This is a genomic window from Salipiger marinus (assembly GCF_035481585.1).
GTDB classification, from domain to species: domain Bacteria; phylum Pseudomonadota; class Alphaproteobacteria; order Rhodobacterales; family Rhodobacteraceae; genus Salipiger; species Salipiger marinus.
Genome location: NZ_JAYKSL010000007.1, coordinates 92,032 through 117,307, shown reverse-complemented (window position 1 = coordinate 117,307; position 25,276 = coordinate 92,032). Strand labels below are relative to the sequence as shown.

At 65.9% G+C, this 25,276-nt stretch carries 25 protein-coding genes; 16 read left to right on the top strand and 9 right to left on the bottom strand.

The genetic code is table 11. The annotated features are described in order from the left end of the window. Positions 1-61: 61 nt before the first annotated feature. The 12 genes from VK682_RS11325 to VK682_RS11270 all read left to right on the top strand — a co-directional run bounded on the left by VK682_RS11325 (position 62) and on the right by VK682_RS11270 (position 11,813). Entirely contained in the window at positions 62-382 is a 321-nt protein-coding gene (locus VK682_RS11325; RefSeq protein WP_324781869.1) for an NIPSNAP family protein, read from the top strand. Positions 383-417: 35 nt separating this feature from the next. Further along, a complete protein-coding gene (locus tag VK682_RS11320) occupies positions 418-1,284 on the top strand; it encodes an FAD binding domain-containing protein (protein WP_324781867.1) in 867 nt (288 codons plus the stop codon). Next, positions 1,281-1,793, top strand: a complete 513-nt coding sequence (locus VK682_RS11315; RefSeq protein WP_324781866.1) for a (2Fe-2S)-binding protein — start codon at positions 1,281-1,283, stop codon at positions 1,791-1,793. Before VK682_RS11320 ends, VK682_RS11315 begins: the two co-directional genes overlap by 4 nt. Further along, positions 1,790-4,198: a xanthine dehydrogenase family protein molybdopterin-binding subunit gene (locus VK682_RS11310; RefSeq protein WP_324781865.1), complete on the top strand. Its 2,409-nt coding sequence runs from the start codon at positions 1,790-1,792 to the stop codon at positions 4,196-4,198. Before VK682_RS11315 ends, VK682_RS11310 begins: the two co-directional genes overlap by 4 nt. Further along, positions 4,195-5,175 carry an amidohydrolase family protein gene (locus VK682_RS11305; protein ID WP_324781864.1) on the top strand — a complete coding sequence of 327 codons (981 nt, stop codon included), beginning with the start codon at positions 4,195-4,197 and terminating at the stop codon, positions 5,173-5,175. The genes VK682_RS11310 and VK682_RS11305 overlap by 4 nt, the downstream gene beginning before the upstream one ends. A gap of 21 nt (positions 5,176-5,196) precedes the next feature. After that, a complete protein-coding gene (locus VK682_RS11300; protein ID WP_324781863.1) occupies positions 5,197-5,661 on the top strand; it encodes an SRPBCC family protein in 465 nt (154 codons plus the stop codon). Positions 5,662-5,672: 11 nt separating this feature from the next. After that, positions 5,673-6,473, top strand: a complete 801-nt coding sequence (locus tag VK682_RS11295) for an alpha/beta fold hydrolase (RefSeq protein WP_324781862.1) — start codon at positions 5,673-5,675, stop codon at positions 6,471-6,473. Then, positions 6,466-7,131: a UbiX family flavin prenyltransferase gene (locus tag VK682_RS11290; RefSeq protein ID WP_324781861.1), complete on the top strand. Its 666-nt coding sequence runs from the start codon at positions 6,466-6,468 to the stop codon at positions 7,129-7,131. The genes VK682_RS11295 and VK682_RS11290 overlap by 8 nt, the downstream gene beginning before the upstream one ends. Beyond that, a complete protein-coding gene (locus VK682_RS11285) occupies positions 7,103-8,746 on the top strand; it encodes a UbiD family decarboxylase (protein ID WP_324781860.1) in 1,644 nt (547 codons plus the stop codon). The genes VK682_RS11290 and VK682_RS11285 overlap by 29 nt, the downstream gene beginning before the upstream one ends. Before the next feature lie 92 nt (positions 8,747-8,838). Continuing rightward, complete coding sequence (locus tag VK682_RS11280) at positions 8,839-9,810, top strand: Bug family tripartite tricarboxylate transporter substrate binding protein (RefSeq protein WP_324781859.1); 972 nt, start codon at positions 8,839-8,841, stop codon at positions 9,808-9,810. 63 nt (positions 9,811-9,873) lie between these two features. After that, a complete protein-coding gene (locus VK682_RS11275) occupies positions 9,874-10,311 on the top strand; it encodes a tripartite tricarboxylate transporter TctB family protein (protein WP_324781858.1) in 438 nt (145 codons plus the stop codon). After that, complete coding sequence (locus tag VK682_RS11270) at positions 10,302-11,813, top strand: tripartite tricarboxylate transporter permease (protein ID WP_324781857.1); 1,512 nt, start codon at positions 10,302-10,304, stop codon at positions 11,811-11,813. The genes VK682_RS11275 and VK682_RS11270 overlap by 10 nt, the downstream gene beginning before the upstream one ends. Here VK682_RS11270 and VK682_RS11265 read toward each other — a convergent pair whose 3' ends face one another. The 3 genes from VK682_RS11265 to VK682_RS11255 form a co-directional block, all read right to left on the bottom strand. Further along, positions 11,814-12,302, bottom strand: a complete 489-nt coding sequence (locus VK682_RS11265) for a TIGR02444 family protein (RefSeq protein WP_324781856.1) — start codon at positions 12,300-12,302, stop codon at positions 11,814-11,816. A 506-nt stretch (positions 12,303-12,808) separates the two neighbouring features. Beyond that, positions 12,809-13,711 (bottom strand): LysR family transcriptional regulator, encoded by a 903-nt coding sequence (locus VK682_RS11260; protein WP_324781855.1) that lies wholly within the window; start codon positions 13,709-13,711, stop codon positions 12,809-12,811. Positions 13,712-13,808: 97 nt separating this feature from the next. Next, positions 13,809-14,726 (bottom strand): LysR family transcriptional regulator, encoded by a 918-nt coding sequence (locus VK682_RS11255; protein ID WP_324781854.1) that lies wholly within the window; start codon positions 14,724-14,726, stop codon positions 13,809-13,811. A gap of 116 nt (positions 14,727-14,842) precedes the next feature. Between VK682_RS11255 and VK682_RS11250 the strand changes: the two genes are divergently transcribed. The 4 genes from VK682_RS11250 to VK682_RS11235 all read left to right on the top strand — a co-directional run bounded on the left by VK682_RS11250 (position 14,843) and on the right by VK682_RS11235 (position 18,016). After that, positions 14,843-15,775, top strand: coding sequence for a VOC family protein (locus VK682_RS11250; RefSeq protein WP_324781853.1), 933 nt, complete (start codon positions 14,843-14,845; stop codon positions 15,773-15,775). Between the two features lie 3 nt (positions 15,776-15,778). Continuing rightward, positions 15,779-16,378 carry an alpha/beta hydrolase gene (locus VK682_RS11245; protein WP_324781852.1) on the top strand — a complete coding sequence of 200 codons (600 nt, stop codon included), beginning with the start codon at positions 15,779-15,781 and terminating at the stop codon, positions 16,376-16,378. A gap of 142 nt (positions 16,379-16,520) precedes the next feature. Then, entirely contained in the window at positions 16,521-16,709 is a 189-nt protein-coding gene (locus tag VK682_RS11240; RefSeq protein ID WP_324781851.1) for a pirin-like C-terminal cupin domain-containing protein, read from the top strand. Positions 16,710-16,837: 128 nt separating this feature from the next. Then, positions 16,838-18,016, top strand: a complete 1,179-nt coding sequence (locus VK682_RS11235; protein WP_324781850.1) for an MFS transporter — start codon at positions 16,838-16,840, stop codon at positions 18,014-18,016. A 37-nt stretch (positions 18,017-18,053) separates the two neighbouring features. On the opposite strand, the gene VK682_RS11230 is transcribed toward VK682_RS11235, so the two are convergent. The 6 genes from VK682_RS11230 to VK682_RS11205 form a co-directional block, all read right to left on the bottom strand. Next, positions 18,054-18,953, bottom strand: a complete 900-nt coding sequence (locus VK682_RS11230; protein ID WP_089849564.1) for a LysR substrate-binding domain-containing protein — start codon at positions 18,951-18,953, stop codon at positions 18,054-18,056. Positions 18,954-19,058: 105 nt separating this feature from the next. Next, entirely contained in the window at positions 19,059-20,645 is a 1,587-nt protein-coding gene (locus VK682_RS11225; protein WP_324781849.1) for a dipeptide ABC transporter ATP-binding protein, read from the bottom strand. Continuing rightward, positions 20,642-21,484, bottom strand: a complete 843-nt coding sequence (locus VK682_RS11220; protein ID WP_324781848.1) for an ABC transporter permease — start codon at positions 21,482-21,484, stop codon at positions 20,642-20,644. Before VK682_RS11220 ends, VK682_RS11225 begins: the two co-directional genes overlap by 4 nt. Further along, positions 21,481-22,407 carry an ABC transporter permease gene (locus VK682_RS11215; RefSeq protein ID WP_324781847.1) on the bottom strand — a complete coding sequence of 309 codons (927 nt, stop codon included), beginning with the start codon at positions 22,405-22,407 and terminating at the stop codon, positions 21,481-21,483. Before VK682_RS11215 ends, VK682_RS11220 begins: the two co-directional genes overlap by 4 nt. Positions 22,408-22,518: 111 nt before the next feature. Beyond that, positions 22,519-24,120 (bottom strand): ABC transporter substrate-binding protein, encoded by a 1,602-nt coding sequence (locus VK682_RS11210; protein WP_324781846.1) that lies wholly within the window; start codon positions 24,118-24,120, stop codon positions 22,519-22,521. Positions 24,121-24,201: 81 nt separating this feature from the next. Continuing rightward, entirely contained in the window at positions 24,202-25,239 is a 1,038-nt protein-coding gene (locus VK682_RS11205; RefSeq protein WP_324781845.1) for an aldo/keto reductase, read from the bottom strand. Positions 25,240-25,276 lie beyond the last annotated feature (37 nt).

Sequence of the window (25,276 nt, the reverse complement as noted above, 5' to 3'; positions counted from 1 at the left end):
ATACTTTGACAAAGAGCTTTTTGATTCCGTATTGTCCAACTAGTTGAAGAGAGAGGGCTCCATGATCTACGAAATCCGCGTTTACGAGCATGCCGAAGGTCAGGCCGACGCTGTGCTGGAGCGTTTCCGGCGCGAGGTCGCGCCGCGTTTTGCTGACCATGGCATTGAACTGGTCGGTGTCTTTTCCGACGTCGCTACGCAGGAATTGACTTATCTCACCCGCTTCCCCGACGAAGCAGCGCGCAAGAAGGGCTGGGAGTCCTTCAAGACCGATGCCGGCTGGCTGGCCGCCAAGGCCGCGAGCGAAACCGACGGGCCACTTGTGCTGAAACAGCGCGCGACGGTGCTGAACCCGGTGATGTCAGGTCTCGTCATCGGCTGATCCGCAATCCGACGGCGCGAAGGAGGAGACGCGACGTGAAGCCATCCAGTTTTGACTATCTTCGGCCCAAAGATGTGCCGGAGGTCTGCCAGGTTCTGGCCGACGATCCCGAAGCGCGGGTGCTGGCAGGGGGGCAGACGCTGATCCCGATGTTGGCCATGCGGCTGGCGCGCCCGACCACGCTGGTGGATGTGAACCGCCTGCCGCAGCTGCACGGGATCACAGAACAGGGCTCCCAGATCCGCATCGGTGCCGCCACAATCCAGGCCAAGGCACTGCACTCGGATCTTCTGAAGCGGCAGGTGCCGCTGCTGGCCAAGGCGCTGGCCCATGTGGGCCACCCGCCCACCCGGGCGCGTGGCACGGTCGGCGGCTCGGTGGCGCATGGCGACCCCTCCGCCGAAATCTGTCTTGCCGCTGCGGTTCTGGACGCCGAGATCGTCTATGCCACCGCTGAGGGCGAGGAGCGTTTCGCGCCCGAGGAATTCTTCATCGGCCCGATGCTGACCACTGCACCGGCGGGCTGCCTGACCGAGCTGCTGTTTCCGAAGTGCCCCGCTGGCCGGGTGGGCACGGGATTCCATGAAACCGCCTCGCGCCGCAGTGACTACGCTTTTGCCTCTGCTGCCGCTCAGGTGGTGCTGGACGAGGAAGGGCGCTGCATCGACCTGCGGCTGGGGATCGGCGCGGTGGGCGACGTGCCGCAGAGGCTGGAGGCTGAGGGGCAGGGCATGACCCTCACCGATGCACGCATTGCCGAGATTGTCACTGCCGCGCTGGAGGATCTGGAAACCGTCGATGATCTGCACGCCACTGCCGCCTATCGCCGCCGGGCCGCCGCCGAACTGGCCCGCCGCGCCCTGCGCGAGGCACGCGACGACGCCATGGGAGACATCGCATGAAAGTAGAGCTTACGGTCAATGGCCAGCCACGCGTCGCGGACTTGGAACCGCGCGTGACGCTGCTGGACTGCTTGCGCGACCATCTTGATCTCAAGGGCACGCGGGCGGGCTGTGAACATGGCGTCTGTGGCGCCTGCACGGTGCTGGTGGACGGGGTTGCGGTGCGATCCTGCCTGATGCTGGCAGTCCAGTCCGATGGGCTCGACATCCGCACCATCGAGGGCATTGCCCCGACGCCGGGCGAACTGGACGTGGTGCAGGATGCGTTCTGTGAAACCCATGGCCTGCAATGCGGCTACTGCACCGCAGGCATGATCGCCGCCGCGCATGGCCTGCTCCGCCACAACATCGACCCGACCGAGGAGGATGTGCGCGAGGCCATCTCGGGCAATATCTGCCGCTGCACCGGCTATGGCCAGATCATCGAGGCGGTGCTGCTTGCCGCGGAACGGTTGCGCGGCCGCAACCTGCGGCCCGGTGAAACCCCCGTCACGGAGGCTGCGGAATGACCGAGCAGACCCCCCCCCGCCGCTACGTGTCCACCAACCGCCGCGTGCGCGAAGATCGTCGGTTTGTCGCCGGGCGCGGACATTATGTGGCCGATATCGACCGGCCCGGCATGCTGCACGTGGCCTTCGTCGCCTCGCCGCATCCCGCCGCGCGCATCGTCGGCATTGACAGCGACGCAGCCCTTGCCCTGCCGGGTGTGTGGGATGTGGTGACCGGCGACGACATTTCCCGCGCCACACTGCCCCTGATGAACGGGCTCGAAACCCCCGCCGTGCGCCGCTTTCCGCTGGCCGTGGGCGAGGTGCGCTATGCTGGAGAGTGGGTCTGCGCCGTGGTGGCCGAAAGCCGTGCGCTGGCTGAGGATGCCGCCGAACGGGTGCGCGTGCAATATGACCGCCGGGCCTTCGTGCTGGACGCCGAAAAGGCGCTTCTGCCTGATGCGCCGCCGGTGCATCCCGATCACGGCTCCAACCTGCTGTTGGACAAGACCTTCACCTGGGGCGCCGTGGACGAGGCCTTTGCCGAAGCGGAAGACCAGATCAGCCTGCGTGTGATCTGGGGTCGCAATTCAACCGTGCCGATCGAAACCTTCGGGGTAGTCGCGGAGTGGGATCCCTGGGGCGGCGTGATGGACATCTGGGCGTCGATCCAGATGCCGAAATACGCCGATCAGATCGCCCGGGCGCTTGGCCTGACCGGCAATGCGGTCCGGGTGCATTACGATGTGGATGTGGGTGGCAGCTACGGGGTGAAACGGGGCATCAAGCATACCGTGCTGGCGGCGCATATCGCCCGCAAGCTGGGCCGCCCAGTGCGGCTGATCGAGGACCGGCTCGAAAACATGCGCGCTGGCGATGCCCACGGCCCCGAGCGCATCTTCGACATCGACGTGGCCTTCAACCGCGACGGCATCATTAAATCCATGCAGATGCGGGCGCTGGATAATGCCGGGGCGTATGCGGGCCGCGCGCCGTTCCAGCTGGGCAAGCCCATTGGCGCCATCGTTGGTCCTTACCGGATCGGCAGTGTCCGCTACCGCGCCATGTCGGTCACCACCAACAAGACAGTGCAGGAGGCCGTCCGCGGCTTTGGGCAGTCGCCGACGAACTATGCCATCGAAACGATGATGGACCGCGTTGCGGAACACCTTGGGATGGACAGGCTCGAGCTGCGCCGCCGCAACCTGATCGAAGCTCATGAATTTCCCTACGAAATTCCCTCCGGCACCAAATATGACAGCGGCGACTATCACACCGTCATCGACAAGGTGCTGGCCCATGCCGATTATGAGGCCTTGGTCGCCGAGCGCGACCGGCTGCGCGCGACAGGGCTTTGCGCGGGCATCGGCATCGCCGCCTGTTTGGAACCTTCGGGTGGCAATTCCTCGTTCGAGCCGCTGCTGAACGAAAAGAACCGCACCTCCACATGGATGGAGGCGGTGCGGATCAACGTGGATGCCACCGGGGCGATCACGGTGGCCATCCACACCACCTCTGCGGGGCAGGGGCATGAAACGCTGGTCTCCACCGTGGTGGGCGAGGCGCTGGAGGTCGACCCGGATCTGATCCGCGTGGTGCGTCCGGGCTCGCTGGAAAGCCTGCCGGGCAATTCGCCAGTTGGCAGCCGTATGGCGATCATGATGGGCGGCGCTGCGGTCAAGGCGGCAGAAACGCTGAAGGCGCAGGCCATTGCCATCGCCGCGCATCGCAGCGGTCTTGCCGCAGCAGATCTGCGCTGGTCCGATGCGGCGGTACACGGGCCTGAGGGTGTGGTGCTGAGCTGGGCCGAACTGGTCGACATCACCCATCGCCGCTTTCACGACCTGCCCGAGGGCATGTCGCCGGGTTTTGCGGCGCAGCACATCCTGCAGGTGCCGACCGGGACAGAGCTGCCAAAAGACGGGCGGGTGCAGATGTATCCTTGCTTTTCCTTCGAATTCCACCTTGTCCTGGTGGTCTTTGACCCGGTGCTCGCCAAGCCCGAGATCCGGCGATACGTCATCGGTCACGACTGCGGCACCGTCATCAACCCTCATATCGTCCGGGGCATGACGCTGGGTGGGATCGCTCACGGCATCGGCGCCGCCCTGCTGGAGGAATTCGCCTATGATGCGGATGGCCAGCTGATGACGCAGAGCTTTCTCGACTATCTCATGCCATCTTCGCACGAGATGCCGACGGTTGAGATCGTGCATCACTGCACGCCCTCGCCCCACACCGTCTTCGGTCAGAAAGGCTCTGGCGAAAGCGGTTATCTGGGGGCGCCCGCTGCCGTCTCCGGGGCGATCAACGACGCGGTGGCCCCCTGGGGCATCACCCTTTCCAAGCTTCCGATCCGCGCCAGTGCCATCAGCGACGCGCTGGCTGCAGCAGAAGAAACCCGACAGCAAGGCAAGACAGAATGATCATCGACAGTCACGCACATCTGGTTCCCCCCTCCCTGCTGGAGGAGATCCGCTCCCGCAAACACGACTTTCCCTCGCTTGAGGTGACAGAGGACGGCGACAGCCTTGCCTTTTCCTTCAGCGGCAACACCCGCACCCGGCCTGTGGCAGGCTTTCTGAGCAATGTCGAAAAGCGTCTCGCCTGGATGGACGAGAACGGCATCGACCGGCAGGTGGTGGGCGGCTGGCTCGACATGTTCGGCAATGACCTGCCTGCCGAGGAAGGGGCTGCATGGTCGCGGCTGATCAACAGCCACCTGCATGCAGCGGGTCAGGCGCATGAGGGGCGCTTCATCCCGCTGGCGACGGTGCCGCTGCAGGATGGCGCGCTGGCGGCAGAGGTGCTGCGCGAGGCACATGCGCATGGGTTCCGTGGCGCCATGATCGGCACCCAGCCCAAAGGTCGCGGCGGTGTGCTTGACGATCCCGATCTGGACCCGTTCTGGCAGGCGGCGCATGAGCTGGGCTCGGCCCTGTTCATCCACCCTGTGTTCGATGCCGGTGATGACCGGGTCAAAGCCTATGGCATGGAAAACGCCGTGGGTCGGATCACTGACACCCTGATCGCCGTATCGCGGCTGATCTACTCCGGAAAGGTCGAACGTTATCCGGGCGCAAAGTTCGTTATCGGCATCGGCGGTGCCGCGCTGCCCTTCGTCATCGGACGGCTGCGGCGCAACTATGCGCTGGCCAAGGACAAGCTGGCCGATCCCGACAAGGCGCTGTCGATGATGTATTACGACACGCTGGTGCATGAACCCGAGGCGCTGCGTCTCCTGGTCGACACGGTTGGCCCTGACCGGATCATGCTGGGATCCGACATGCCCTTCCCGATCGGCGATCCCGCTCCGCGGGAAATTCTGGCTGCCGCCGGGATCGAGGGCGATGCGCGGGACCGGATCGAATCCGGCACCGTGACGTCGCTGCTGAATCTGTGAACTCGGAGGAGGGACAGGCAGATGCAACTTGAACTCACCGGCAGTGAAACCGTTGGCGCCCCGCCGCAGCAGGTCTGGGACGCGCTCAACGACCCGAAGGTATTACAGGCCTGCATTCCCGGCTGCCGCCGCATGACGGAAACTGCACCCGACAGCTATGTGATGGAGGTTCATCTGAAGGTCGCCGCCGTGGGTGGCAGTTTCGAAGGTGCCGTGGCGCTGGAGGACAAGAAGGAGCCGGTAAGCGGCAACATCCGCGTCAGCGGTGAAGGCTCCATCGGCACCGGCACCGGGGCCGCCACGTTCACGCTAGAACCCGACGGGCAGGGCGGCACGGTGCTGCATTATGATGGCCGGGGCGAAATCGGCGGGTTGGTCGCGGGGGTCGGCCAGCGCATCCTGAAAAGTGTCGCCAAACATCTGGTGAAGCAGTTTTTCGGCGCTCTGAAGAAGCAGCTGGCCCCCGCGCCCGCTGCAGCACGATAAGGAGCCTGGCAATGCGTGACATGACGCAAAGCGCAAAGCTTCACCGCCAGCGGCGTGAGGGTGACGGGCTGCCGGTGGTGTTCCTGAACTCTCTCGCCGCCGATCTGGGCATGTGGGACGAGGTACTGGCGGGACTGCCGGGTCGCGCGGCCCTGACATGGGACATGCGCGGCCATGGCCGGTCGCCGATGACGCGTGAAAGCGGCGCGCCGGAGGTGTCGGCCCAGGATCTGGCCAATGACGTGCTGGACCTGATGCAGGCCGAAGGCATCGACCGCGCCGTGCTGTGTGGCCTGTCGCTCGGCGGGCTGGTTGCCATGGCGGCGGCGGAGATCGCGCCCGACCGGGTCGCGGGGCTGGTGCTTGCCAACACGGCAGTGGATTTTCCGCCTGCGTCGATGTGGCAGGACCGCCGCCACACCGCGCTCGACGAGGGCATGGCGGGACTGGCCGAGGCGACGCTGACGCGCTGGCTGACCGAGCGGTTCCGCGCCAGCCATCCGGAGCGCAGCGCACAGATCCTGCGGATGATCGCCGCCACCTCTCCGGAGGGGTATGCCGCCTGCTGTGCGGCGCTGGCCGGGGGAGATGGCAAGGCGGCGCTGCGCGACTTCGTCGGACCGGTGCTGGTGGTGGCGGGCGCGCATGATGTGTCTACTCCGGTGGCCCGTGCGCAGGAGATCGCGGATCTGGCACAGGCAGCAGAGCTTGTGACGCTGGATGCCGCGCATCTGTCTTCGGTTGAGGCGGGCGAGGCCTTTGCCAGCCATCTGGATGCGTTCCTGTGGCGGGTGGAGCGTGGCCGTGGCTGACCGTCGGCGCGTCATCATCGCCATTACCGGCGCCTCGGGCACGCTGCTGGGGGTGCGGCTGCTGGAACTGCTGCGCCCGCTGCCGGATGTGGAGACGCATCTGATCCTGTCGCCTGCAGCCCTGCGCACCATGGCGCTGGAAACTGATCTGGCGGTCGAAGATGTGCGGGGGCTTGCCGATGAGGTGCATGGCTTCCGCGACATCGGTGCTTCGGTCGCCAGCGGATCGTTCCGCCACGATGGCATGATCGTCGCGCCCTGTTCGGTCAAGACGCTGAGTGCCATCGCCCATTGCATGGCGGGCGATCTGATTACCCGGGCTGCGGATGTCTGTCTGAAAGAACGGCGGCGGCTGGTGCTGCTGTTTCGCGAAACGCCGCTGCATGCGGGGCATATCGACATCATGGCGCGGGCCACGGCCAGCGGCGCCATCGTGATGCCCGCCGTGCTGGGTCTCTATTACCGGCCGCAAAGCGTGGACGACGTCATCGACCATCTGGCCGGACGCGCGCTGGATCTTCTGGGGATCGAGGCGGGGCACGTGCGACGCTGGACCGGCGCCCGGCTCGATCCAGAACCCAGCGACAGGAATGAGGGCGGGCAAGACACCGCCGGGGAGGAAAACGACCATGACCAATCAGACACGGCGGGCCTATAACGACCTGCACGACCATATCGCCGAACTGGACCGTCAGGGCCTGCTGATCCGCGTCGACCGCGAGATCGACAAGGATGCTGAAATGCACCCGCTGGTGCGCTGGCAGTTCGTCGGGGGGATGAAGGAAGCCGATCGCAAGGCCTTTCTGTTCACCAACATCCGCGATGGCAAAGGCCGCGCTTACGAGATTCCGGTGATCGTGGGCGGGCTCGCGGCCAATCCGGCCATCTATGCCGTGGGCATGGACTGTCCGGTGGAGGAGATCGGCGCAAAGTGGAAAGACGCGCTGGCCCATCCCATTCCCCCGCGCGAGGTGGAAGCCGCGCCCTGCCATGACATCGTCGAGACCGGCGGGGTTCTGTCGCAGGAAGGTCACGGCATCGACATTCTGCCCATCCCGGTCTCCACGCCCGGTTTTGACAGCGCGCCGACCCTGTCGGCCACCAATGTCATCACTGTGGATCCCGAAACCGGGGTGCAGAACATGGGCACCTATCGCTGCGCGCTCAAGGCGCCGGATCGGCTGGTGGTGCGCATGGCGACCCGGGTCGGCGGCGCGGGCGGCTACCAGCATTACCTCAAGCATCAGCAGCAGGGCGATACCGAAATGCCGGTGGCCATCGTGCTGGGCTGCCCGCCCTGCGTGGCCTTCATGGGGCCGCAGAAGCTGCCGATCGGGGTGGATGAATTCGACGTGGCGGGCGGGCTTGCCGGACATGCGGTCGACGTGGTGCGTGCCCGCACCGTGCCTCTGCTGGTGCCCGCCGAGGCCGAGGTGGTGATCGAAGGCTATATCGACGTGACGCGGGTGGAACCCGAAGGCCCCTTCGGCGAAAGCCATGGCCATATCGCGCTGGAAGAATACAACATGCCGATGCGCGTGACCGCCGTGACCCGGCGGCGCGACGCGGTGATCCCGTCCTACATCAGTCAGGTCGCGCCCAGCGAATCCAGTGTCATCAAGCGGGTGGCTTATGAGCCGCTGTTCCTGTCCCATTTGCGCGACACGCTCAGCATCAAGGGCATCCGCAAGGTATCGCTGCACGAGCCGCTGACCGGGCTCTTGCGCGTCACCGTCATCACCGTCGACCGTGGCATCCCACGCACCGAAATCTGGCGGGCGCTTTATGGCGCGGCCTTCTTCAAGGGCGACTGTTCCAAGATCTGCATTGCAGTGGACGAGGATATCGACGTCGACAGCCCGGATTCCATCCTCTGGGCCATGTCCTACCGTACCAACCCGGTGCATGACATGCAGCTGCTGCCGCATCGCGGGCAAGGCCACGGCCCAAAGCGCGAGCACGCCGGCGAGGAAGATTCCACGCTGCTGATCGATGCGACGATGAAATCGCCGATGCCGCCGCTGGCCCTGCCAACGCGTCCCTACATGGAGCGCGCCCGCACCATCTGGGAGGAGATGGGGCTGCCGCCGCTCATGCCGCAGTCGCCTTGGCACGGGTATTCGCTGGGCGCCTGGCATGACTACTGGGAGGCGGCTGCCGACCGTGCGGCACGCGGCGGCTATCTTGAGAACGGGAAGATCAGCCTGCCGCAGCAGCGGCCCGGCCTGAAGCCCGAGACGAAGTTCGATCCCGACACCGGCGAGCCGATGTGAGCTTTCCGGAGGGGCAGCCAATGGCTGCCTCCGGCAATCCGCCCGGAAGAAGGCGGACCATCACCAACATCATCATTCATGGGAGGACTGACATGATCCGCAGGAGAGATTTGCTCAAGACGGGGGCCGCCGCCATGGCCCTGCTAAGCGCAGGGCCCGCGCTGGCCCAGGATTACCCCACCAAGCCCGTACACATGATCGTTCCGTTCGCGCAAGGCGGAGCAACCGATCAGGTGGCACGGCTGATCGCGGCACCGCTGGAGGAAAAGCTGGGCCAGCCGGTCGTCGTGGTCAACCAGCCCGGCGCGGGCGGAGCCGTGGGGCTTGCCAATCTCGCGCGGACCCGCGCAGATGGCTATACGATCGCCATCGGATCGGACTCCACTCTGGCCGCGCGGCCGCTGATGTCGGAAACTGGGTATGATTCCGACAGCTTCCAGATGATCGCCCGCGTGGTCGAGATTCCGTCCGGCGTGGCGGTGCGGGCTGACAGCCCGTGGCAAAGCCTTGGCGATCTTGTCGAAGCGCTGAAATCCGAACGTCTGACCTATTCCGGCTCCGGGGTCGCCTCGGGGCCGCATCTGGCCATGGCGGTGTTCCTTGACCAGCAGGGCGTTGAAGCGACCTTTGTCAATTCCGACTCCAATCAGGAGGGGATGGTGAAGCTCCTGTCCGGCGAGGTCGATTTCCTGACCGGCGGCGGCTCCAACTTCCCGGCCATGTTCAGCGAGAGCGGCGAAAGTGACATCCGCGTGCTGGGTCTGGCCGCAGGCGACCGCTGGCCCTTCCTGCCGGAGGTGCCAACCTACAAGGAGCAGGGCTTCGATTATCTGCGTTCGCAGTGGTTCGGCATCGTGGCGCCTGCCGGGGTGCCAGAAGAGGCGGTTGCCACTGTCTCCAGTGCCGTGGCTGAACTGGTCGAGGGCGAGGAGTTCCGCCAGCGGCTTGAGGAGTTCTATTTCAACCCCGCCTATCTGGACCCGGACGCCATGCGCGCACAGGTCGAGGAAGAAAAAGAGGGCATCCGGCCCGTGCTCGACAAGATCGGGCTGCTGGCCAACTGAGACGGCATCCGGCGGCCCGGTCGGGTCGCCGGTCCCGTCCCGTAACTGCGGGAGGAGATTATCATGAACTTGCGTCACCAGGATACGATCTCGGGCGTTGCACTGGCAGCGCTGGCCGCTGGGGTCATGCTCATGTCGCTTGGCATGGGCTCGGGGGCTGCAGGCGGTACGCTGGCCCCCAGCTTCTTTCCCATGGTCTGCGCCGCGGGGCTGGGACTCTGCGGAGTGATCCTGCTGGTCCGGGGCCTGCGGTCAGAGGGCCGGATGCCCCTGTTGCTGGACCAGCGCACCGCCATCGTCGGCCTGATGCTGGCCCTCGAGCTGTGGTGGTTTGACCTCATCGACTTCCGCGTCGCTGCCTGGGCCTTCACGCTCGTCACGATGCTGGTCTTCGGCATCCGCCGCCCGCTGCTGCTGGCGCTCTATCCCGTGGTGGTCTCAGCTGTGCTGTTTCTGACCTTCGCGCATGGCTTCAAAGTGGTGCTTCCGACATGGATCTGATCCAGTTTTCCGACGTGATGCAGGGGCTTAGCAATGTTGCCGACCCGTGGGTCATCACTTTCGTCTTCGTAGGCTCAGTGATCGGCATGATCTTCGGGGCAGCACCCGGGTTGACCGCACCCTCTGCCATCGCGCTGTTCCTGCCGGTGACCTATGCCATGGGCCCCACCTCTTCGATGGCGTTGCTGCTGGGCATCTACTGTTCGGGCTATTTCGCTGGCTCGATCCCGGCCATCCTCATCAATACGCCGGGCACCCCCAGTTCCGCGGCAACGGCACTGGACGGCTTCGCCATGGCGCGGGCAGGTGAAAGTGATAAGGCGCTGGTCACGGCGATCCTGTGCTCTTTCGTGGGCGGGCTGTTCTCGTTGCTGCTGCTGCTCAGCGTAGCGCCGCTGCTGGCCAAGGTGGCGCTCAGCTTCACCTCGGTGGAATATTTCGCCTTTGCTCTTGTGGGCATCGTCTGCGTGGCGGGAATCTCACGCGGGTCGATGGTCAAGGGGATGGCGGCGGCTCTGATCGGCATTCTCGCCAGCACCGTGGGTCTGGACCCCGTGTCGGGGGTGGGCCGTTTCATGTTCGGCGAGCCGAACCTGATGGCAGGCATTCCGGTCATCATCGCACTGATCGGCCTGTTCGCCATCGCGCAGATGCTGCTGCTGTGCCGCGACGGGAGCGACGATCAGGTGATCCTGCCCACCCAGCGCCGCGCGTCACAGATCGAGGTTCTAGGCGAGATCTGGCGCAACCGCTGGCTGGCCTTCAAATCTGCGCTGATCGGCAGTCTGATCGGAGTGCTGCCCGGCACCGGCCCCGCGGTCGCGTCGTGGATCAGCTACAGCGACGCGCTGCGCACCGCCAAGCCCGGCGACCGTTTCGGCAAAGGCGAGATCAAGGGCGTAATTTCCTGCGAGGTGTCGAACAACGCGGTCACCGGCGGCGCGCTGGTGCCGCTGCTGACCTTGGGCATCCCGGGCGATCCGGTGACGGCGGTCCTGATCGGGGCGCTGATGATCCAGGGCGTCCATACCGGGCCGTTCCTGATCCAGCAGAACGGTGATCTGTTCGTGTCCATCCTGCTTCTCCTGTTCGTGTCCAACGTGTTCATGGTCGCCATCGGCCTGTCAGCCCGCCGCATGGCCGCCAGCGTGCTGCGCATTCCGCCGGGGATCATGGTGCCCACCATCTGCATGATGGCAACGGCGGGGGCGTTTTCGATCCACAACAATGCATTTGATGTGCGGCTTGTGCTGATCTTCGGGGCGATCGGCTATCTGATGGTGCGCTTGGGCTTTCCGACCGCCCCGGCGGTCCTCGGCATCGTCCTGGGCCCGATCCTCGAAAAGAACCTGCGCAACGCGCTCACCGTCAGCGATATGGATTTCACCGTGTTCTTCACCCGCCCGATCAGCCTCGCTGCCTTTCTTGTGACCGCGATGCTGCTCTGGCTCTGGCTGGTTCCGCGCAAGCAGACTCAAGGGGGCAAGAACCCCGCCGGCTGATCAGCCGGAGATGGCCCGGAACCGGGCCAGCAGCGGCGCCAGCGCCGGATCCTCCGGCGCGACGCCCAGAGAGGCGGCAAGCACAGCCAAGTTGTGCTCTGCCGCCTTCGCGCAGTCAGGCTGTCGACCCCGAGGGCGGGGCAGGGCGTCCAGCACCTCCTGCACGACCTTCTCCGCTCCTAGCTCTAGCCGCTTCACCTCGTCGCGGAATCGTTCCTGCCGGTCTGGCACCGGGCCAAGTGACACGGCCTTGAGCCTGCGGCGCAGCGCGCGCAAAGGCTCCACCACCTCGTCGCGCCACCGTGCCACCGCCGCGTCGCTGCGGGCACTGTCCTGCGGGGTTAAAATGACCCCCTGCGATGCGAGGAACAGATGGTAGAGCAGCACGTTCACGTCGCCGCCCAGCCTGTCCTGCCAGTCCAGGCAGGCAGCCTGCGTCGCGGTATCCTGATAGAAGCCCAGAGAGAAGTCCCAGAGTGATGCGGTCATGCCTGCCTCCCAGTTGCTGCACGAGTGTGACGCGGATGGCGATTTGGAGCAACGGGCGCATCCTTTTACAATCGGTCGGCTGTCACCTAGCGGTCCCGACACGGCTCTTATTCCGCGGAGCCGTTGACTTGCCCCGGGATTTTTTCCTCCGCCGTCAGCTCTGAGCGGCGAGCCAATTGCGATCAGGTTGGTTGTCCCAAAAATCTTCCCAGCTTTGGTGCGATACGGGAGCCGCTCTCCGCCACCTCACATATGGCGGAGAGCGGCGGAGACGGGTCGAAAGGATAGAGATTCCCAAGGACCGGTCAGAAGTTGGATCGCCCCCGCCTTTCGCATGTGCTGAACGGAAAGGTGGGGGATGCGAAAGACATTGCCCCGTACGCCAAGCACAAGAGAAGATAGGAAATTCACGATACCATCGGCATCGACATTTCCAAAGACACACTTGACATCCACCGTCTTTCCGCCGGCAAGCACGTCCGGTTCGGCAATGATGACCTGTCCGGTCAGGGCACGGGCGCGGCCGGGGCCAGCACCTCTTCGAGCCAGTCGAGGAACACGGCAAGCCGCCGCAGACCCGAAGTGCGGGTCAGGAACAGTGCGGTGATGTCCAGCGGCGGCACGTCGAGCTTCCCCGCGAACAGCTCCACCAGCCGTCCGCTGGCCAGATCCTCCGCCACCATGAACTCCGAAAACCGCGCCACCCCCATGCCGCCCAGCACGAGGCTGCGCACCGCCTCGCCGTTTTCGGCATAGGCGGCGGCGGGCACCGTCACGGGCTGGCTCAGGCCGCGGAAGCGCAGCTGGTTGATATGGTCCGGGGTGGTGAAGCGCACCTGTTCCAGCCGCGCCAGATCCTCGGGCCGCCCCGGCAGGCCCTGCGCCGCCAGATAGGCGGGGGCGGCCACCAGATGCCACGAGGTCACGCCAAGACGCCGCCGCAGCATGTCGCTGTCTGAGAGCGTGCCGAAGCGGATCGCCACATCGGCATGGCTGTCGATCAGGTCGACCATGCGGTCGGTCATGTCGAGCGTGACCTCGACCTTGGGGTAGGCTGCGTGAAACTCCGCCAGCCGCGGCCCGAGGACATGCAGCATGAACGACACCGGCGCGTTGATCCGCAGCGGGCCGCGCGGCGCGCGGCTGCCGGTGGCAAGGTCGAACAGCCCCTCCGTGCGGGCCACGATGTCCTGCGCCGCCTGCAGAAGCTCGCGCCCTTCCGGGGTCAGTTCGATCATCCGGGTCGACCGGCGCAGCAGCGTCACGCCCAGCATCCGCTCCAGCCGGGTCACCGTCCGGCTCAGCGTCGAGGGCGCCACGCCAAGCCGCCGCCCGGCTTCGGCAAAGCCGCCATCTTCGACCACCGCGACAAAGGCGGCCAGATCGCGGGTCTGCGGCAAGTCGTGCATGTGACGCAAAGACCCCTCGCCTGTCTGCCTTCTCGCGCTTCAGTCTAGCCGGACCCGCCCCGCGCGAAAAGCCCCGGACCGGTGCCGCCCGCCGCGCTCAGCCGCCGGTGCCGAAATCGAAACTGTCCAGATCGCGGATATAGGCCTCGAAGAATTCGGTGAAGGTCTCGACCAGCGGCGGCAGCTTTTCATACGGCGGATAATACAGCATCAGGTTCAGCGGCGGGATCTGCCAGTCGGGCAGCACGATGTCGACCGTGCCCCGGTCCAGCCCGTCCCGCACAAGGAAATCCGGAAGATTGACCATGCCATTGCCCGACAGCGCCAGCGCATACAGGAATTCGCCGTTGTTCGACACCACGTCGGTGCCCGCCCGCACCGTGCGCCGCATCCCCCCACGGGTAAAGGTCCAGATCTCGGCGCTGCCCTTGTGGCCATAGGACAGGCACTGGTCGGGCTGCAGGTCGCCGGGATGGGCCGGGCGGGCGATGCGGTCGAAAAGGGCGGGCGCCGCCACCACCTGCCGTGGCACATGGCAGATCCGGCGCCAGATGGTCGATTTGTCCCCCGGAGGGTCGGAAATCCGGATCGCCAGATCGCAGCTGGCATCCAGAATATCGACAAGCGCGTCGGTCAGGTGCACGTCCAGCGCGATGTTGGGATAGGCGAGCCGGAAGCTGGCCACCAGCCCGGGCATCAGCCGCATGCCAAACGACATGGGCGCGTTGATCGCAAGCCGCCCGCGATCGGGCCGGGTGGTGCGGGTGACCTCCTCCGTGACCCGGTCGAATTCCTCGATCACCGGGCGGTAGCGCGCCGCGACCATGGCCCCGGCGCCGGTCAGCGACACCTGCCGCGTGGTGCGCAGCAGCAGCTGCTGGCCCAGATCGGCCTCCAGCTGCGCGATGATCCGCGTGATGGAGGCGGGCGTCATCCGCAGGCGGCGGGCCGCCCCGGCAAAGCTGCCCTGCGCCACCACGGTCAGGAAGACCCGGATCGGTTTCATGGTCTGCATGGGGGCATATTGTTATCATTCAACGCAACAGTAAATGCCATGCAGTTTCTATTCTTAAAAATGATCTTTGCGCCTACCTTGCTCTCAACAGGAATGACGTCTTGATGGAGACAAAGATGATCAAGGATATCAAAGGTCTGCACCACGTAACCTCGATGGCGGCGGATGCAGCGACCAACAACCGCTTCTTCACCGACACGCTGGGTCTGCGGCGGGTGAAGAAGACGGTCAATTTCGACGCGCCGGAGGTGTATCACCTGTATTACGGCGACGAGATCGGCACGCCCGGATCGGTGATGACCTATTTCCCCTTCGGCGACATGCCGCGCGGGCGCCGTGGCACCGGTGAGGTCGGGGTGACGGAATTTGCGGTCCCCGAAGGCGCGCTTGGCTTCTGGAAGGAGCGGCTGGCCCGGAGCGGCGTCAGGGGGCTGTCCGAAGGCAGCTTCCTTGGCGAAGCCCGCCTTGGCTTTGCCGGACCCGATGGCGACAGCTTCGCGCTGGTGGAAAGCGCCGCGCGCGGACGAACGGCTTGGACCGGGGCCGATGTGCCGCAGGATGCAGGCATCCTTGGCTTTCATGGCGCCCGGATGCGGCTGCGCGACAGCGCTGCCACGGCGGAACTGCTGAGCTTCATGGGCTATCAGAAGGACGAGACCGACGGGGCCGTGACCCGCTACCGGATCGAGGGCGGCAATGCCGCCGACACGATCGATCTGGAAACCGTGGCGGGCGGGCAGACTGCGGCGCAGGGCGCGGGATCGGTGCATCACATCGCCTTCGCGGTGGAAGATCGCGCGGCACAGGCCCGGGTGCGCGAGGCGCTTCTGGCCACCGGCTATCAGGTGACGCCGGTGATCGACCGGGATTATTTCTGGGCGATCTATTTCCGCACCCCCGGCGGCGTGCTGTTCGAGATCGCCACCAACGAGCCGGGCTTCGACCGCGACGAGGACACCGCCCGGCTTGGGCAGGCGCTGAAGCTGCCGACGCGGTACGAGCCGTTCCGCGACCGGATCGAGGATCTTTTGCCTGCGCTCGGAGCCTGAGCCATGAGCCTGAGCTATCATGCCCGCATGCGTGCCCCCGATGCGGGGGCACCGCTGATCTTTGCCTTTCACGGCACTGGCGGCGACGAAAATCAGTTCTTTGACCTTGTCCGGCAGATCCATCCCGGCGCGGGCATCGTCTCGCCGCGCGGGGACGTGTCCGAAGGCGGCGCTGCCCGGTTCTTCCGGCGCACCGGCGAAGGCGTCTATGACATGGCCGATCTGGCGCGGCGCACCGACCGGATGGCCGGGTTTGTCGCGGCGCAGAAGGCAGCGCATCCCGGTGTGCCGGTCTATGGCTTCGGCTATTCCAATGGCGCCAACATTCTGGCCTCGGTGGTGATGGCTGAGCCGCAGCTTTTTGACCGCGTGGGCCTGCTGCACCCGCTGGTGCCGTGGCAGCCCGCCCCGGTGGATCTGACGGGCCGCCGCGTGCTGGTCAGCGCCGGGCGCCGCGATCCGATCTGCCCGTGGCCGCAGAGCGAACGGCTGCTGCGCTGGTTCGCCGATCAGGGCGCCGAGGTCACCAGCGCGGTGCATGACGGCGGCCACGAGATCCGGCAGGCGGAGCTTGTGGCTCTGGCCGGGCTGCTGACCGGATGACCGCCGGGGCCTGCCACCTGCCGGACACGGGGGATCCGGCAGGACGGCACAGGCCCCGGCGCGAGGCTGCGGCGCCGCGGTCCTCTCGCGGCGGCAGGCTCTGCCGACCAAGGCAGAAGGGGGCAGCGCGGGCGGGGCGACGATGACCGGGCCGCGCTATATCTGGTGGACCTTCATCTCCTCCTCCAAGGACCGGATCGGGCAGGCCAAGGCGGACTGGAAGGCAGCCCGCTGGATCAACGGGCCATTCCGCCTGCCGCAGGGGAATGACGCGGAGGTCATTCCGATCAGCCCGGACCTGGACCGCACCCGCCCGCGCGAGCAGGGCTGAGCCTTGCAACAGGGGCCGCGCCGGGCCAGTCGTGCGTCTGGCGCAACGACCCTTTGTCAAGCTGTCTGTTCACGCAAAGCCTGTCCGAAGGCATCTTCCCGGCATTCGTCGCAACAGGAGATGCCTTGATGCCCCTTGCTCTTTGGGCGCTGACCATCAGCGCCTTTGCCGTCGGCACGACCGAGTTCGTGATTGTCGGCCTGCTTCCCACCATCGCCGCCGATCTGGGCGTGTCGCTGCCCTCTGCCGGGCTGCTGGTCAGCCTTTATGCCCTTGGCGTCACCATCGGCGCGCCGGTGCTGACCGCGCTGGCGGGCGGGCTGCCGCGCAAGACGCTGCTGCTGTCGCTGCTGGTGCTGTTTGTCGCCGGAAACGCCTTTGCCGCCTTTGCCCCCGGCTATGGCAGCCTTGTCGCCGCGCGCTTCCTGACCGGGCTTGCGCATGGCGTGTTCTTCGCCATCGCCTCGACCATCGCCACCAGCCTTGTGCCCCGGGAAAAGGAAAGCTCGGCCATCGCGCTGGTGTTTCTGGGCCTGACGGTGGCGCTGGTCACCGGCGTGCCGCTTGGCACATGGATCGGCCAGACCTTCGGCTGGCAGTCCACCTTTCTGGGCGTGGTCGTGCTGGGGCTGATCGGGCTGCTGGCCTCGGCCCGGCTGGTGCCGTCCAACCTGACGCAGGGCCCGCCCCCGACGCTGCGCGATCAGGCGCGGGTGCTGACCTCGCCCCGGCTGCTGCTGGTCTATCTGATCACGGCGGTCGGCTATGGCGGCAATTTCATCGCCTTCACCTATCTTGCGCCGATGCTGACCGATGTCACCGGTCTTGGAACTGGCGCGGTCAGCCTTGTGATCCTGCTTTATGGCGCCTCGGTGGCGGCGGGCAATATCATCGGCGGCAGGCTTGCCGACCGGATCGGCGCGATCCCGGCGCTGAGCGTGATCTTTCTGGGCCTGTCGGTGGTGCTTCTGGCGCTTGGCGCGGTGCTGACCTCGCCCCTTGCCGCCATCGCGGTGATCGCCGTCTGGGGCGGCTTCGCCTTCGCCAACGTGCCGCCGCTGCAGGCCTATACCGTGCAGATCGCGCGCGAGGTGGCGCCCGACGCGGTGGATGTGGCCTCGGGCCTGAATATCGGCGCCTTCAATCTTGGCATCGCGTTTGGCGCATGGGCGGGCGGGATTGCGGTGGAAAGCCTCGGCCTTGCCGCCACGCCCTATCTGGGCGCTGCGGTGGTCGTGCTGGGCCTTGGGCTGACCCGGCTGTCGGGCAGGCTTGACCGTGCCGCGCGTCCTGTTGCGGCGGAATGACAGGACGGACAGCTTGGCCCCCCGCCGCTGCGGGGGGTCACGGCGCGTGACTGCCCAGCGGACGCCCCTGCCCCGCCCCGGCCAGCTGCTGCAGCCAGCGGGCGAAATGCACCACCCGGCTGCGCGCCAGCCGTTCGGTGGAGATGTCCAGCCAGTAGCCATAGGGGCCGGTGACCACCACCGGATCGATCTGGATCAGCGCCCCGGACTGCAGCTCCGGTTCGATCATGTTGCGGTCGATCACGGCCAGCCCCGCCCCGGACACCGCCGCCTGCGTGACCATGTCCAGCGTGGCGAATTCCATCGCGTTTTCCGGCAGGTCGCGACGGTCATGCTGGGTGGAGGCGAACCAGTTGTCCCATGTCGGCAGCCGCAGCGCGCGGTCCAGCACATACAGAAGGCAGCTCTGCCGCAGCCGGTCGGGATCGGCCCAGAGATCGGGGGCGCAGACGGCGATATGCTGTTCGACCATCAGCCGCGTCGACACATGACGGTCGCGCGGATCGGCCCCGAAGCGGATCACGCAATCCACCCGCACGTTGTCATCGGCACTCAGATGCAGGGACAGATCCAGATCGGGAAAGCGCTGCCGGAACGACACCAGATGCCGCGACAGCCAGCGGGCGGAAAAGGTCGGCGGTGCCAGCAGCGTCAGCTTCTGGCGCGGCACGGTGGCCCGCGCTTCCATCACCGCCTCGTCCATGATGTCGAACGCCTCGGCGAGGCGTTCATGCAGCACCGCCCCGGCCTCGGTCAGTTCGATGGAATTGCCGATGCGGCGGAACAGCGGCAGATCAAGCGTGCTTTCCAGCTGCCGGATCTGGCGGCTGACCGCGCTTTGCGTCACGCCCAGCCGGTGCGCCCCTTCGGTAAAGCTCAGGCACTGGCCGACCGTGGCAAAGGCCCGCAGCGAGGTCAGGGTCGGGGAGGAGGGCATGAGAGAGGCAGCAGCCTTTGCACGGGAACGCGGGGCCTTCCCTTCGGAAGACCCCGGAACCTTGTGCCTGCGCCGGTCTGCCGTCAAGGCCCGGGGCGCCCGCGCCTAGAACGCGTCGCGACCGGGGGCCGCGTCGATCAGGTCGCGGGTATAGGGGTGGCGGGGCCGCGCCAGCACCTCGCTCGCCGGGCCGCGTTCCACCACATGCCCCTTGCTCAGCACCACGATCTCGTCGCTGATCTGGGCGGCCACGCGCAGGTCATGGGTGATGAAGACCACCGCAAGCGACAGCCGCTTGCGCAGATCCGCCAGCAGATCCAGCACCTGCGCCTGCACGGAGACATCCAGCGCCGACACGCTTTCATCGGCGATCAGCACGTCGGGCCGCATGGCCAGCGCCCGGGCAATGCCGATGCGCTGGCGCTGGCCGCCGGAAAACGCGGCGGGGCGGCGGTCATAGGCGCTGCGATCAAGCCCGACCAGTTCCAGAAGCTCCTTGGCGCGGGCCACCGCCTCGCTGCGGCTGGCGCCCGACAGGACGGCGGCGCGGGCGATCATCGGCCCGACCCGGCGGCGCGGGTTGAGCGAGCCGAACGGATCCTGAAAGATCATCTGCACCCGGCGCCGCATGCCGCGCAGGGCCTGTCCTTCCGCCGCCAGAATGTCCTCTCCGGCGACGGCGATGCGCCCGGAGCTGGGGTCAATGAGCCGGATCAGGGTCTTGGCGATGGTGGATTTGCCCGACCCGCTTTCGCCGACGATGGACAGAACCTGCCCCGGCGCCACCGACAGGCTGATGTCATGCAGCACCTGCACCGCGCCGTAACTGTGGTTCAGATGGCTGACCTCCAGCGCGGGGGCCACGCTGTCGGGCGCGGGGCGGTCATGCGGCACAAGGCTGGGCACCGCCGCGATCAGCGCCTTGGTATAGGCGTGCCGGGGCGATTTCAGCACCTGTTCGGCGCTGCCCAGTTCGACGATCTCGCCATGCCGCATCACCGCGATCCGGTCGGCGATGTCGGCCACCACGCCCAGATCATGGGTGATGAAGATGATGCCATGGCCGTGGCTGTCGCGCAGGTCGCGGATCAGCTTCAGCACCTGCGCCTGCGTGGTCACATCCAGCGCGGTGGTGGGTTCGTCGGCGATCAGCAGCTTGGGGCTCATCGCCAGCGCCATGGCGATCACCACCCGCTGGCACTGGCCGCCGGACAGCTGGTGCGGATAGGCGTGCAGGATGCGGTCGGGATCGGGCAGGTGCATCTCGTCCGCCAGCCGCCGCGCCTCGCGGGCGCGGTCGGTCTTTGACAGGTCGGAATGCAGTTCGAACACTTCCTCGATCTGCTGGGTCACGGTCAGCGCCGGGTTGAGCGAGGCCATGGGCTCCTGAAAGATCATGCCGATCTCGCGGCCCCGGATCTTCTGCCACTGCCGTTCCGACAGCTGCAGCAGATCCCGCCCGCCCATCATCGCGTGGCCCGATGCCACCTTCAGCCCCTTGGGGGCGGCGCCCATCAGCGTGGCGGTCAGCACCGACTTGCCGGATCCGGATTCCCCGACGATGCAGAGGATTTCCGCCGGTTTCACCTCCAGCGTCACGTCGCGCACCGCAAAGGGCCGGTCAGCGCCTTTCGGCAGGGAGACCGACAGGTTGCGGATCTGCAGCAGGGGGTGGGTCATGGGATCACTCATGCCTGGCGCTCCTTGGCGTCGTTGACTTCGCGCAGACCGTCCGCCAGCAGGCTCAGGCCCAGCGTCAGCGAGGAAATCGCGATACAGGGGAAGATCACCAGATGCGGAAAGGCGATGGCCATGCCCCGGCCTTCGTTGACCATGCCGCCCCAGTCCGGGGTCGGCGGCGGCAGACCCAGCCCCAGAAAGCCCAAGGTGCCGATGGTGATGGCGGTATATCCCAGCCGCAGGCAGAAATCGACGGCAAGCGGCCCGGTGGTGTTGGGCAGGATGTCGACAAAAAGGATGCGCAGCGTGCTTTCGCCCTGCGTGATCGCCGCCTTGACGAAATCGCGGCTGGCCACGTCGATGGTGATGGCGCGCACGATCCGGAAGATGGCGGGCGCCGAAGAGAAGGTGACCGCGATCACGATGTTCAGCGGCGAGGCGCCGATCACCACGATGATGACGATGTAAAGCACCAGCACCGGAAAGCTGAGCACGACATTGGCCAGATAGCACAGCACGGCATCGGTGCGCCCGCCCGCATAGCCCGCGACCAGCCCGAGGCTGAGCCCGAAGACATAGGCGGTCAGCGTGGCCAGCGTGGAATAGATCACCACGGTCTGCGCGCCCCAGATCAGCCGGGAGAAGATGTCGCGGCCCAGCATGTCGGTGCCCAGCAGGAAGAATTCGCCATTGGGTCCGCTGTTGAGCGGGCGCATCAGCGGCTGGATCGTCTGCAGCGGATCATAGGGGGCGATGAGCGGCGCAAGGATGGCGACCAGCAGCCAGCCAAAGGACAGCAGACCACCGATCAGGACCAGCGGCGTTGCAAGATAGCGGGACAGCGCCTTCATGCCTTGGCTCCCAGGTCGATGCGGGGGTTGAGCCAGCCATAGATCAGATCGGACAGGATCTGGCTGACCACGACGACAAGGACAGAGATCATGGCGCAGGCTTCGATCAGATAGATGTCCTGATTGAGCGCGGCGTCATAAAGCAGCGTGCCGAAGCCCTTGTAGGCATAGAACACCTCGACCACGATCACGCCCGACAGCAACCATGGCAGCTGCAGCATGATGACGGTCACCGGGGTGATGAGCGCGTTGCGCAGCGCGTGGCGCAGCACGATGCGCGACAGGCTGGCGCCCTTGAGCCGGGCGGTGCGGATGTAATGGGTGCCCATCACGTCCACCATCGACGCCCGGGTGACCCGCGCCAGATAGCCCATGGAATAAAGCCCAAGCACCGCGACCGGCAGGATCAGTTCGCGCAGCGAAAAGCCCGAGATCATGGTGCTGGCGCCGGGCAGCAGCCCCAGCCAGAACACGAAAATCCCCGACAGGAAGACGGCAGAGGCAAAATCGGGGATGGAGGTGGTCACCACCGAGATGACAGAGATCACCCGGTCCAGCAGCGAACCGGGGCGCATCCCGGCCAGCACGCCAAGGCTGAGGCCAAAGACCACGATGACCAGCAGCGCGCCCCCCGCCAGCACCGCCGAGGCGGCAAGGCGCGGCAGGATCATCTCCATCACCGGGGCGCGGAAATAGGTGGACTGCCCCCAGTCGCCGGTGACAAAATTCATGAGCCAGCGCAGATAGCGGATGAGGAACGGATCGTCATAGCCGTTCTGGGTCAGCCATGCCGCGCGCTGCTCGGCGGTGGAATACTGGCCCAGAACCTTGACCGCGACCTCCTCGATGTTCACCTCGAGTGCCAGAAAGATCAGGAACGAGACCGCCACCATCGTGGCGACCGCGATCGCGGTCTTTCGCATCAGAAAACTGCCCAGTGACACTGGAACTCCCCCCTCTTGTTGGTCCGGACGCGCTCCCCTGCGCGTCTGCGGGGGCCGGGCGCGCAGGCCCGGCCCCTGTGATGGCTGCCCTTACGCGAGCCAGACGCCATCCATGCGGAAGAAATCCGACGGATGCAGCACGAAGCCGCGCACGTTCGGCGCTGCCGCCGAAAAGCGGTTCGGCCAGTAGGGCTGCACCAGCACGGCATCGTCGCGCAGGATGGTCTCCACCTCGGTCATGGCGGCGCGGCGCTGCTCGGGATCGACCAGCGCCATGGCCTTGTTCAGCGCGGCGTCGAAGGCGGGATTGGCGTAATGGCTTTCATTCCATGCCCCGCCGGAGCGATAGGCCAGATCCAGCGTCATCGTGCCCAAGGGGCGGTGCGCCCAGTAGGTGACGCCAAAGGGCACCTTGTCCCAGATCGGCCAGTATTGCGACGCGGGCAGCACGTTCAGCTTCAGCCGGATTCCGGCTTCGGCCAGATTCTGCTGCAGCACCTGTGCGGTGTCCTGTTCCCATTTGCCTTGGGTGTTGCCCAGCGTCAGCTCCAGATCGAGCCCGTCGGGATAACCCGCCTCGGCCAGAAGCGCCTTGGCGGCGGCAACATCGCGGCCAATCGCCTCCACCGGCGCGTAATCGGCCTGCACCTGCGACACGTGGTAATTCGCGCCCAGATCCCCCTCGCCGCGATAGGCGATGGCCAGCATCTGCGCATTGTCGGCGGCCAGCTGCACCGCCTTGCGCACCCGGATGTCGTCAAACGGCGCCTGATCCACCTGCATGCGGATCGCCAGAGTATGGGCGGCCTTGCCGGTCAGGATCTGGATATTGGGCAGCGACTGCATCAGGTCATATTCGGCAATGGTCGCGCGATACAGCACGTCCACTTGCCCGCTCGACAGCGCGGCAAGATGGGTGGTGATGTCGGCGCCAAGGTCGATATATTGCAGCTCGTCCAGATAGGCGGGCTGGCCCCAGTAATCCTCGCGCTTGCGGAAGATGGCCTGACGGCCCACCTCGTGATTGACCAGCGAGAACGGGCCCGTGCCCACCGGGTTTTCCGCCCAGTTGCCGGAAAAGCCGCGATGCGCGATGGCGCAGGTGTGGGAATAAAGCTGTTCGGGCAGCGAGGCCACGGGCCGCGACAGGGTGATGCGGACCGCATGATCGCCGGTCTTTTCCACCTTGGTGATCGCCTCGAACGCGCTCTTGTTGGAGGATTGCGAGTCCGGCGCGATCCAGCGTTCGATGTTGAAGATCACGTCTTCCGGCAGGAAAGCATCGCCATTCGACCATGTGGCGCGTTCGTCGAGGTCAAAATCCCAGACGGTCAGATCGTCCGAAGCCGTCCAGCTTTTCGCCAGATAGGGATGGGTGATGTTGTTCTCGTCGACGAAGGTCAGGAATTCCAGACAGTTGCGGAAGAGGTTGGAGGATTCGATCCATGTCGCCATCATCGGATCGGTGATTTCCTGAATCTGGCAGGCAAAGCGCAGCCTGCCGCCGGATTTCGGCGTTTCTTGCGCGTGCAGCAGTCCCGGGGCCGCGCCTGCGGCGCCTACGGCGACCCCCAGCCATGCCATGCCGCGCAGAAAGCCGCGGCGGTCGATCCCGCCCGTGGCAAAGCGCTGCTGCAGGGCTTTTGCCTGCGGGTGCAGCGGCGTGCCGCTCAGTGTCTTGAACTCATCCATCCTCATCTCCCTTGGTCTGTCGTGTATGTGATGCCGTCCGTGCGGGCGCGGCGGACCTCCCCCGCCGCGCCTGCGGTCTGGTCAGGCCACGGCGTCGAGCCCGGTGGCAAAGCGGCCCGCCGCCGGACGCGGCGCGCGCGGAATGCGCTTTCCGGCGGTGTAGTCGTTGATCGGATCGCAGGGGGTATAATTCCGCTCGATCTCGAAAACCTCTTCGGCATCCAGATCGGTGGTCAGCGCGGCCAGCGCGCTGTCGACCTGCGCGCGGGTATCGGCCCCGACCAGCATCGCGGAAATCTCCGGCTTGCGCAGCACCCAGGCCTGCGCGACCTGCGCGGGGGTGAGGCCGCGCGCCTCCGCCACGCGGGCCACCGACATCGCCACATCGCGCGAGGCCGCGTCATTATACATCTCGGCGGTGAAGAAATCGGTCTTGTTGCGGATCGAGGACATGTCGCTGGTCAGGATGCCGCGCGCCAGCGGGCTGAACACCGACACGCCGATGCCCTGATCCATGCAGAACGGGATCATCTCGCGCTCTTCCTCGCGATAGGCGGCGTTGAGCTGCAGCTGCATGTTGATCGGACGCGCCCAGCCGTTGCGGTCACAGGCGGCGAGGATCTTGGCGAACTGCCATGTATACATGGTCGACACGCCGACATAGCGCGCCTTGCCCTGCCGCACGACATCGTTCAGCGCGTCCATGGTTTCTTCGATCGGGGTTTCCGTGTCGAAATAATGCAGCATGTAGATGTCGACATAATCGCTCTTCATCCGGGTCAGCGACCCTTCCAGCGCGTCGAACACATGTTTGCGGCTATGGCCGCTGTTGTTCACGCCCCCGCCGATCGGATAGCCAAGCTTTGTGGTCAGCACCAGTTCGTCGCGCCGGGCCAGACGGCGCAGCACGTTGCAGACGATCTCTTCCCCGGCACCGGCGGAATAGAAATCGGCAAGGTCGATGAAGTTGACGCCATGGTCCAGCGCATGGCCGATGATCGGCTCGGCTTCGGCCTCGTCGAAAATCCACGGCTTCCAGGATTTCGACCCCATGTTCATCGTGCCGAGGCAAAGCCGCGAGACCTTGAGGCCGGAGCGGCCAAGACGGGTATATTGCATTTGTTCAGTCTCTCGAAGATGTGGTTCACATGATCGC

What these genes read in the sequence shown, in the direction of transcription:
- VK682_RS11260 (WP_324781855.1), bottom strand. Translation starts at nt 13,711, where the DNA reads ATGCACGACTTGCCGCAGACCCGCGATCTGGCCGCCTTTGTCGCGGTG.
- VK682_RS11280 (WP_324781859.1), top strand. Translation starts at nt 8,839, where the DNA reads ATGATCCGCAGGAGAGATTTGCTCAAGACGGGGGCCGCCGCCATGGCC.
- VK682_RS11300 (WP_324781863.1), top strand. Translation starts at nt 5,197, where the DNA reads ATGCAACTTGAACTCACCGGCAGTGAAACCGTTGGCGCCCCGCCGCAG.
- VK682_RS11210 (WP_324781846.1), bottom strand. Translation starts at nt 24,120, where the DNA reads ATGGATGAGTTCAAGACACTGAGCGGCACGCCGCTGCACCCGCAGGCA.
- VK682_RS11325 (WP_324781869.1), top strand. Translation starts at nt 62, where the DNA reads ATGATCTACGAAATCCGCGTTTACGAGCATGCCGAAGGTCAGGCCGAC.
- VK682_RS11250 (WP_324781853.1), top strand. Translation starts at nt 14,843, where the DNA reads ATGATCAAGGATATCAAAGGTCTGCACCACGTAACCTCGATGGCGGCG.
- VK682_RS11295 (WP_324781862.1), top strand. Translation starts at nt 5,673, where the DNA reads ATGCGTGACATGACGCAAAGCGCAAAGCTTCACCGCCAGCGGCGTGAG.
- VK682_RS11235 (WP_324781850.1), top strand. Translation starts at nt 16,838, where the DNA reads ATGCCCCTTGCTCTTTGGGCGCTGACCATCAGCGCCTTTGCCGTCGGC.
- VK682_RS11230 (WP_089849564.1), bottom strand. Translation starts at nt 18,953, where the DNA reads ATGCCCTCCTCCCCGACCCTGACCTCGCTGCGGGCCTTTGCCACGGTC.
- VK682_RS11255 (WP_324781854.1), bottom strand. Translation starts at nt 14,726, where the DNA reads ATGCAGACCATGAAACCGATCCGGGTCTTCCTGACCGTGGTGGCGCAG.
- VK682_RS11205 (WP_324781845.1), bottom strand. Translation starts at nt 25,239, where the DNA reads ATGCAATATACCCGTCTTGGCCGCTCCGGCCTCAAGGTCTCGCGGCTT.
- VK682_RS11225 (WP_324781849.1), bottom strand. Translation starts at nt 20,645, where the DNA reads ATGAGTGATCCCATGACCCACCCCCTGCTGCAGATCCGCAACCTGTCG.
- VK682_RS11270 (WP_324781857.1), top strand. Translation starts at nt 10,302, where the DNA reads ATGGATCTGATCCAGTTTTCCGACGTGATGCAGGGGCTTAGCAATGTT.
- VK682_RS11215 (WP_324781847.1), bottom strand. Translation starts at nt 22,407, where the DNA reads ATGCGAAAGACCGCGATCGCGGTCGCCACGATGGTGGCGGTCTCGTTC.
- VK682_RS11245 (WP_324781852.1), top strand. Translation starts at nt 15,779, where the DNA reads ATGAGCCTGAGCTATCATGCCCGCATGCGTGCCCCCGATGCGGGGGCA.
- VK682_RS11265 (WP_324781856.1), bottom strand. Translation starts at nt 12,302, where the DNA reads ATGACCGCATCACTCTGGGACTTCTCTCTGGGCTTCTATCAGGATACC.
- VK682_RS11305 (WP_324781864.1), top strand. Translation starts at nt 4,195, where the DNA reads ATGATCATCGACAGTCACGCACATCTGGTTCCCCCCTCCCTGCTGGAG.
- VK682_RS11315 (WP_324781866.1), top strand. Translation starts at nt 1,281, where the DNA reads ATGAAAGTAGAGCTTACGGTCAATGGCCAGCCACGCGTCGCGGACTTG.
- VK682_RS11275 (WP_324781858.1), top strand. Translation starts at nt 9,874, where the DNA reads ATGAACTTGCGTCACCAGGATACGATCTCGGGCGTTGCACTGGCAGCG.
- VK682_RS11310 (WP_324781865.1), top strand. Translation starts at nt 1,790, where the DNA reads ATGACCGAGCAGACCCCCCCCCGCCGCTACGTGTCCACCAACCGCCGC.
- VK682_RS11220 (WP_324781848.1), bottom strand. Translation starts at nt 21,484, where the DNA reads ATGAAGGCGCTGTCCCGCTATCTTGCAACGCCGCTGGTCCTGATCGGT.
- VK682_RS11240 (WP_324781851.1), top strand. Translation starts at nt 16,521, where the DNA reads ATGACCGGGCCGCGCTATATCTGGTGGACCTTCATCTCCTCCTCCAAG.
- VK682_RS11285 (WP_324781860.1), top strand. Translation starts at nt 7,103, where the DNA reads ATGACCAATCAGACACGGCGGGCCTATAACGACCTGCACGACCATATC.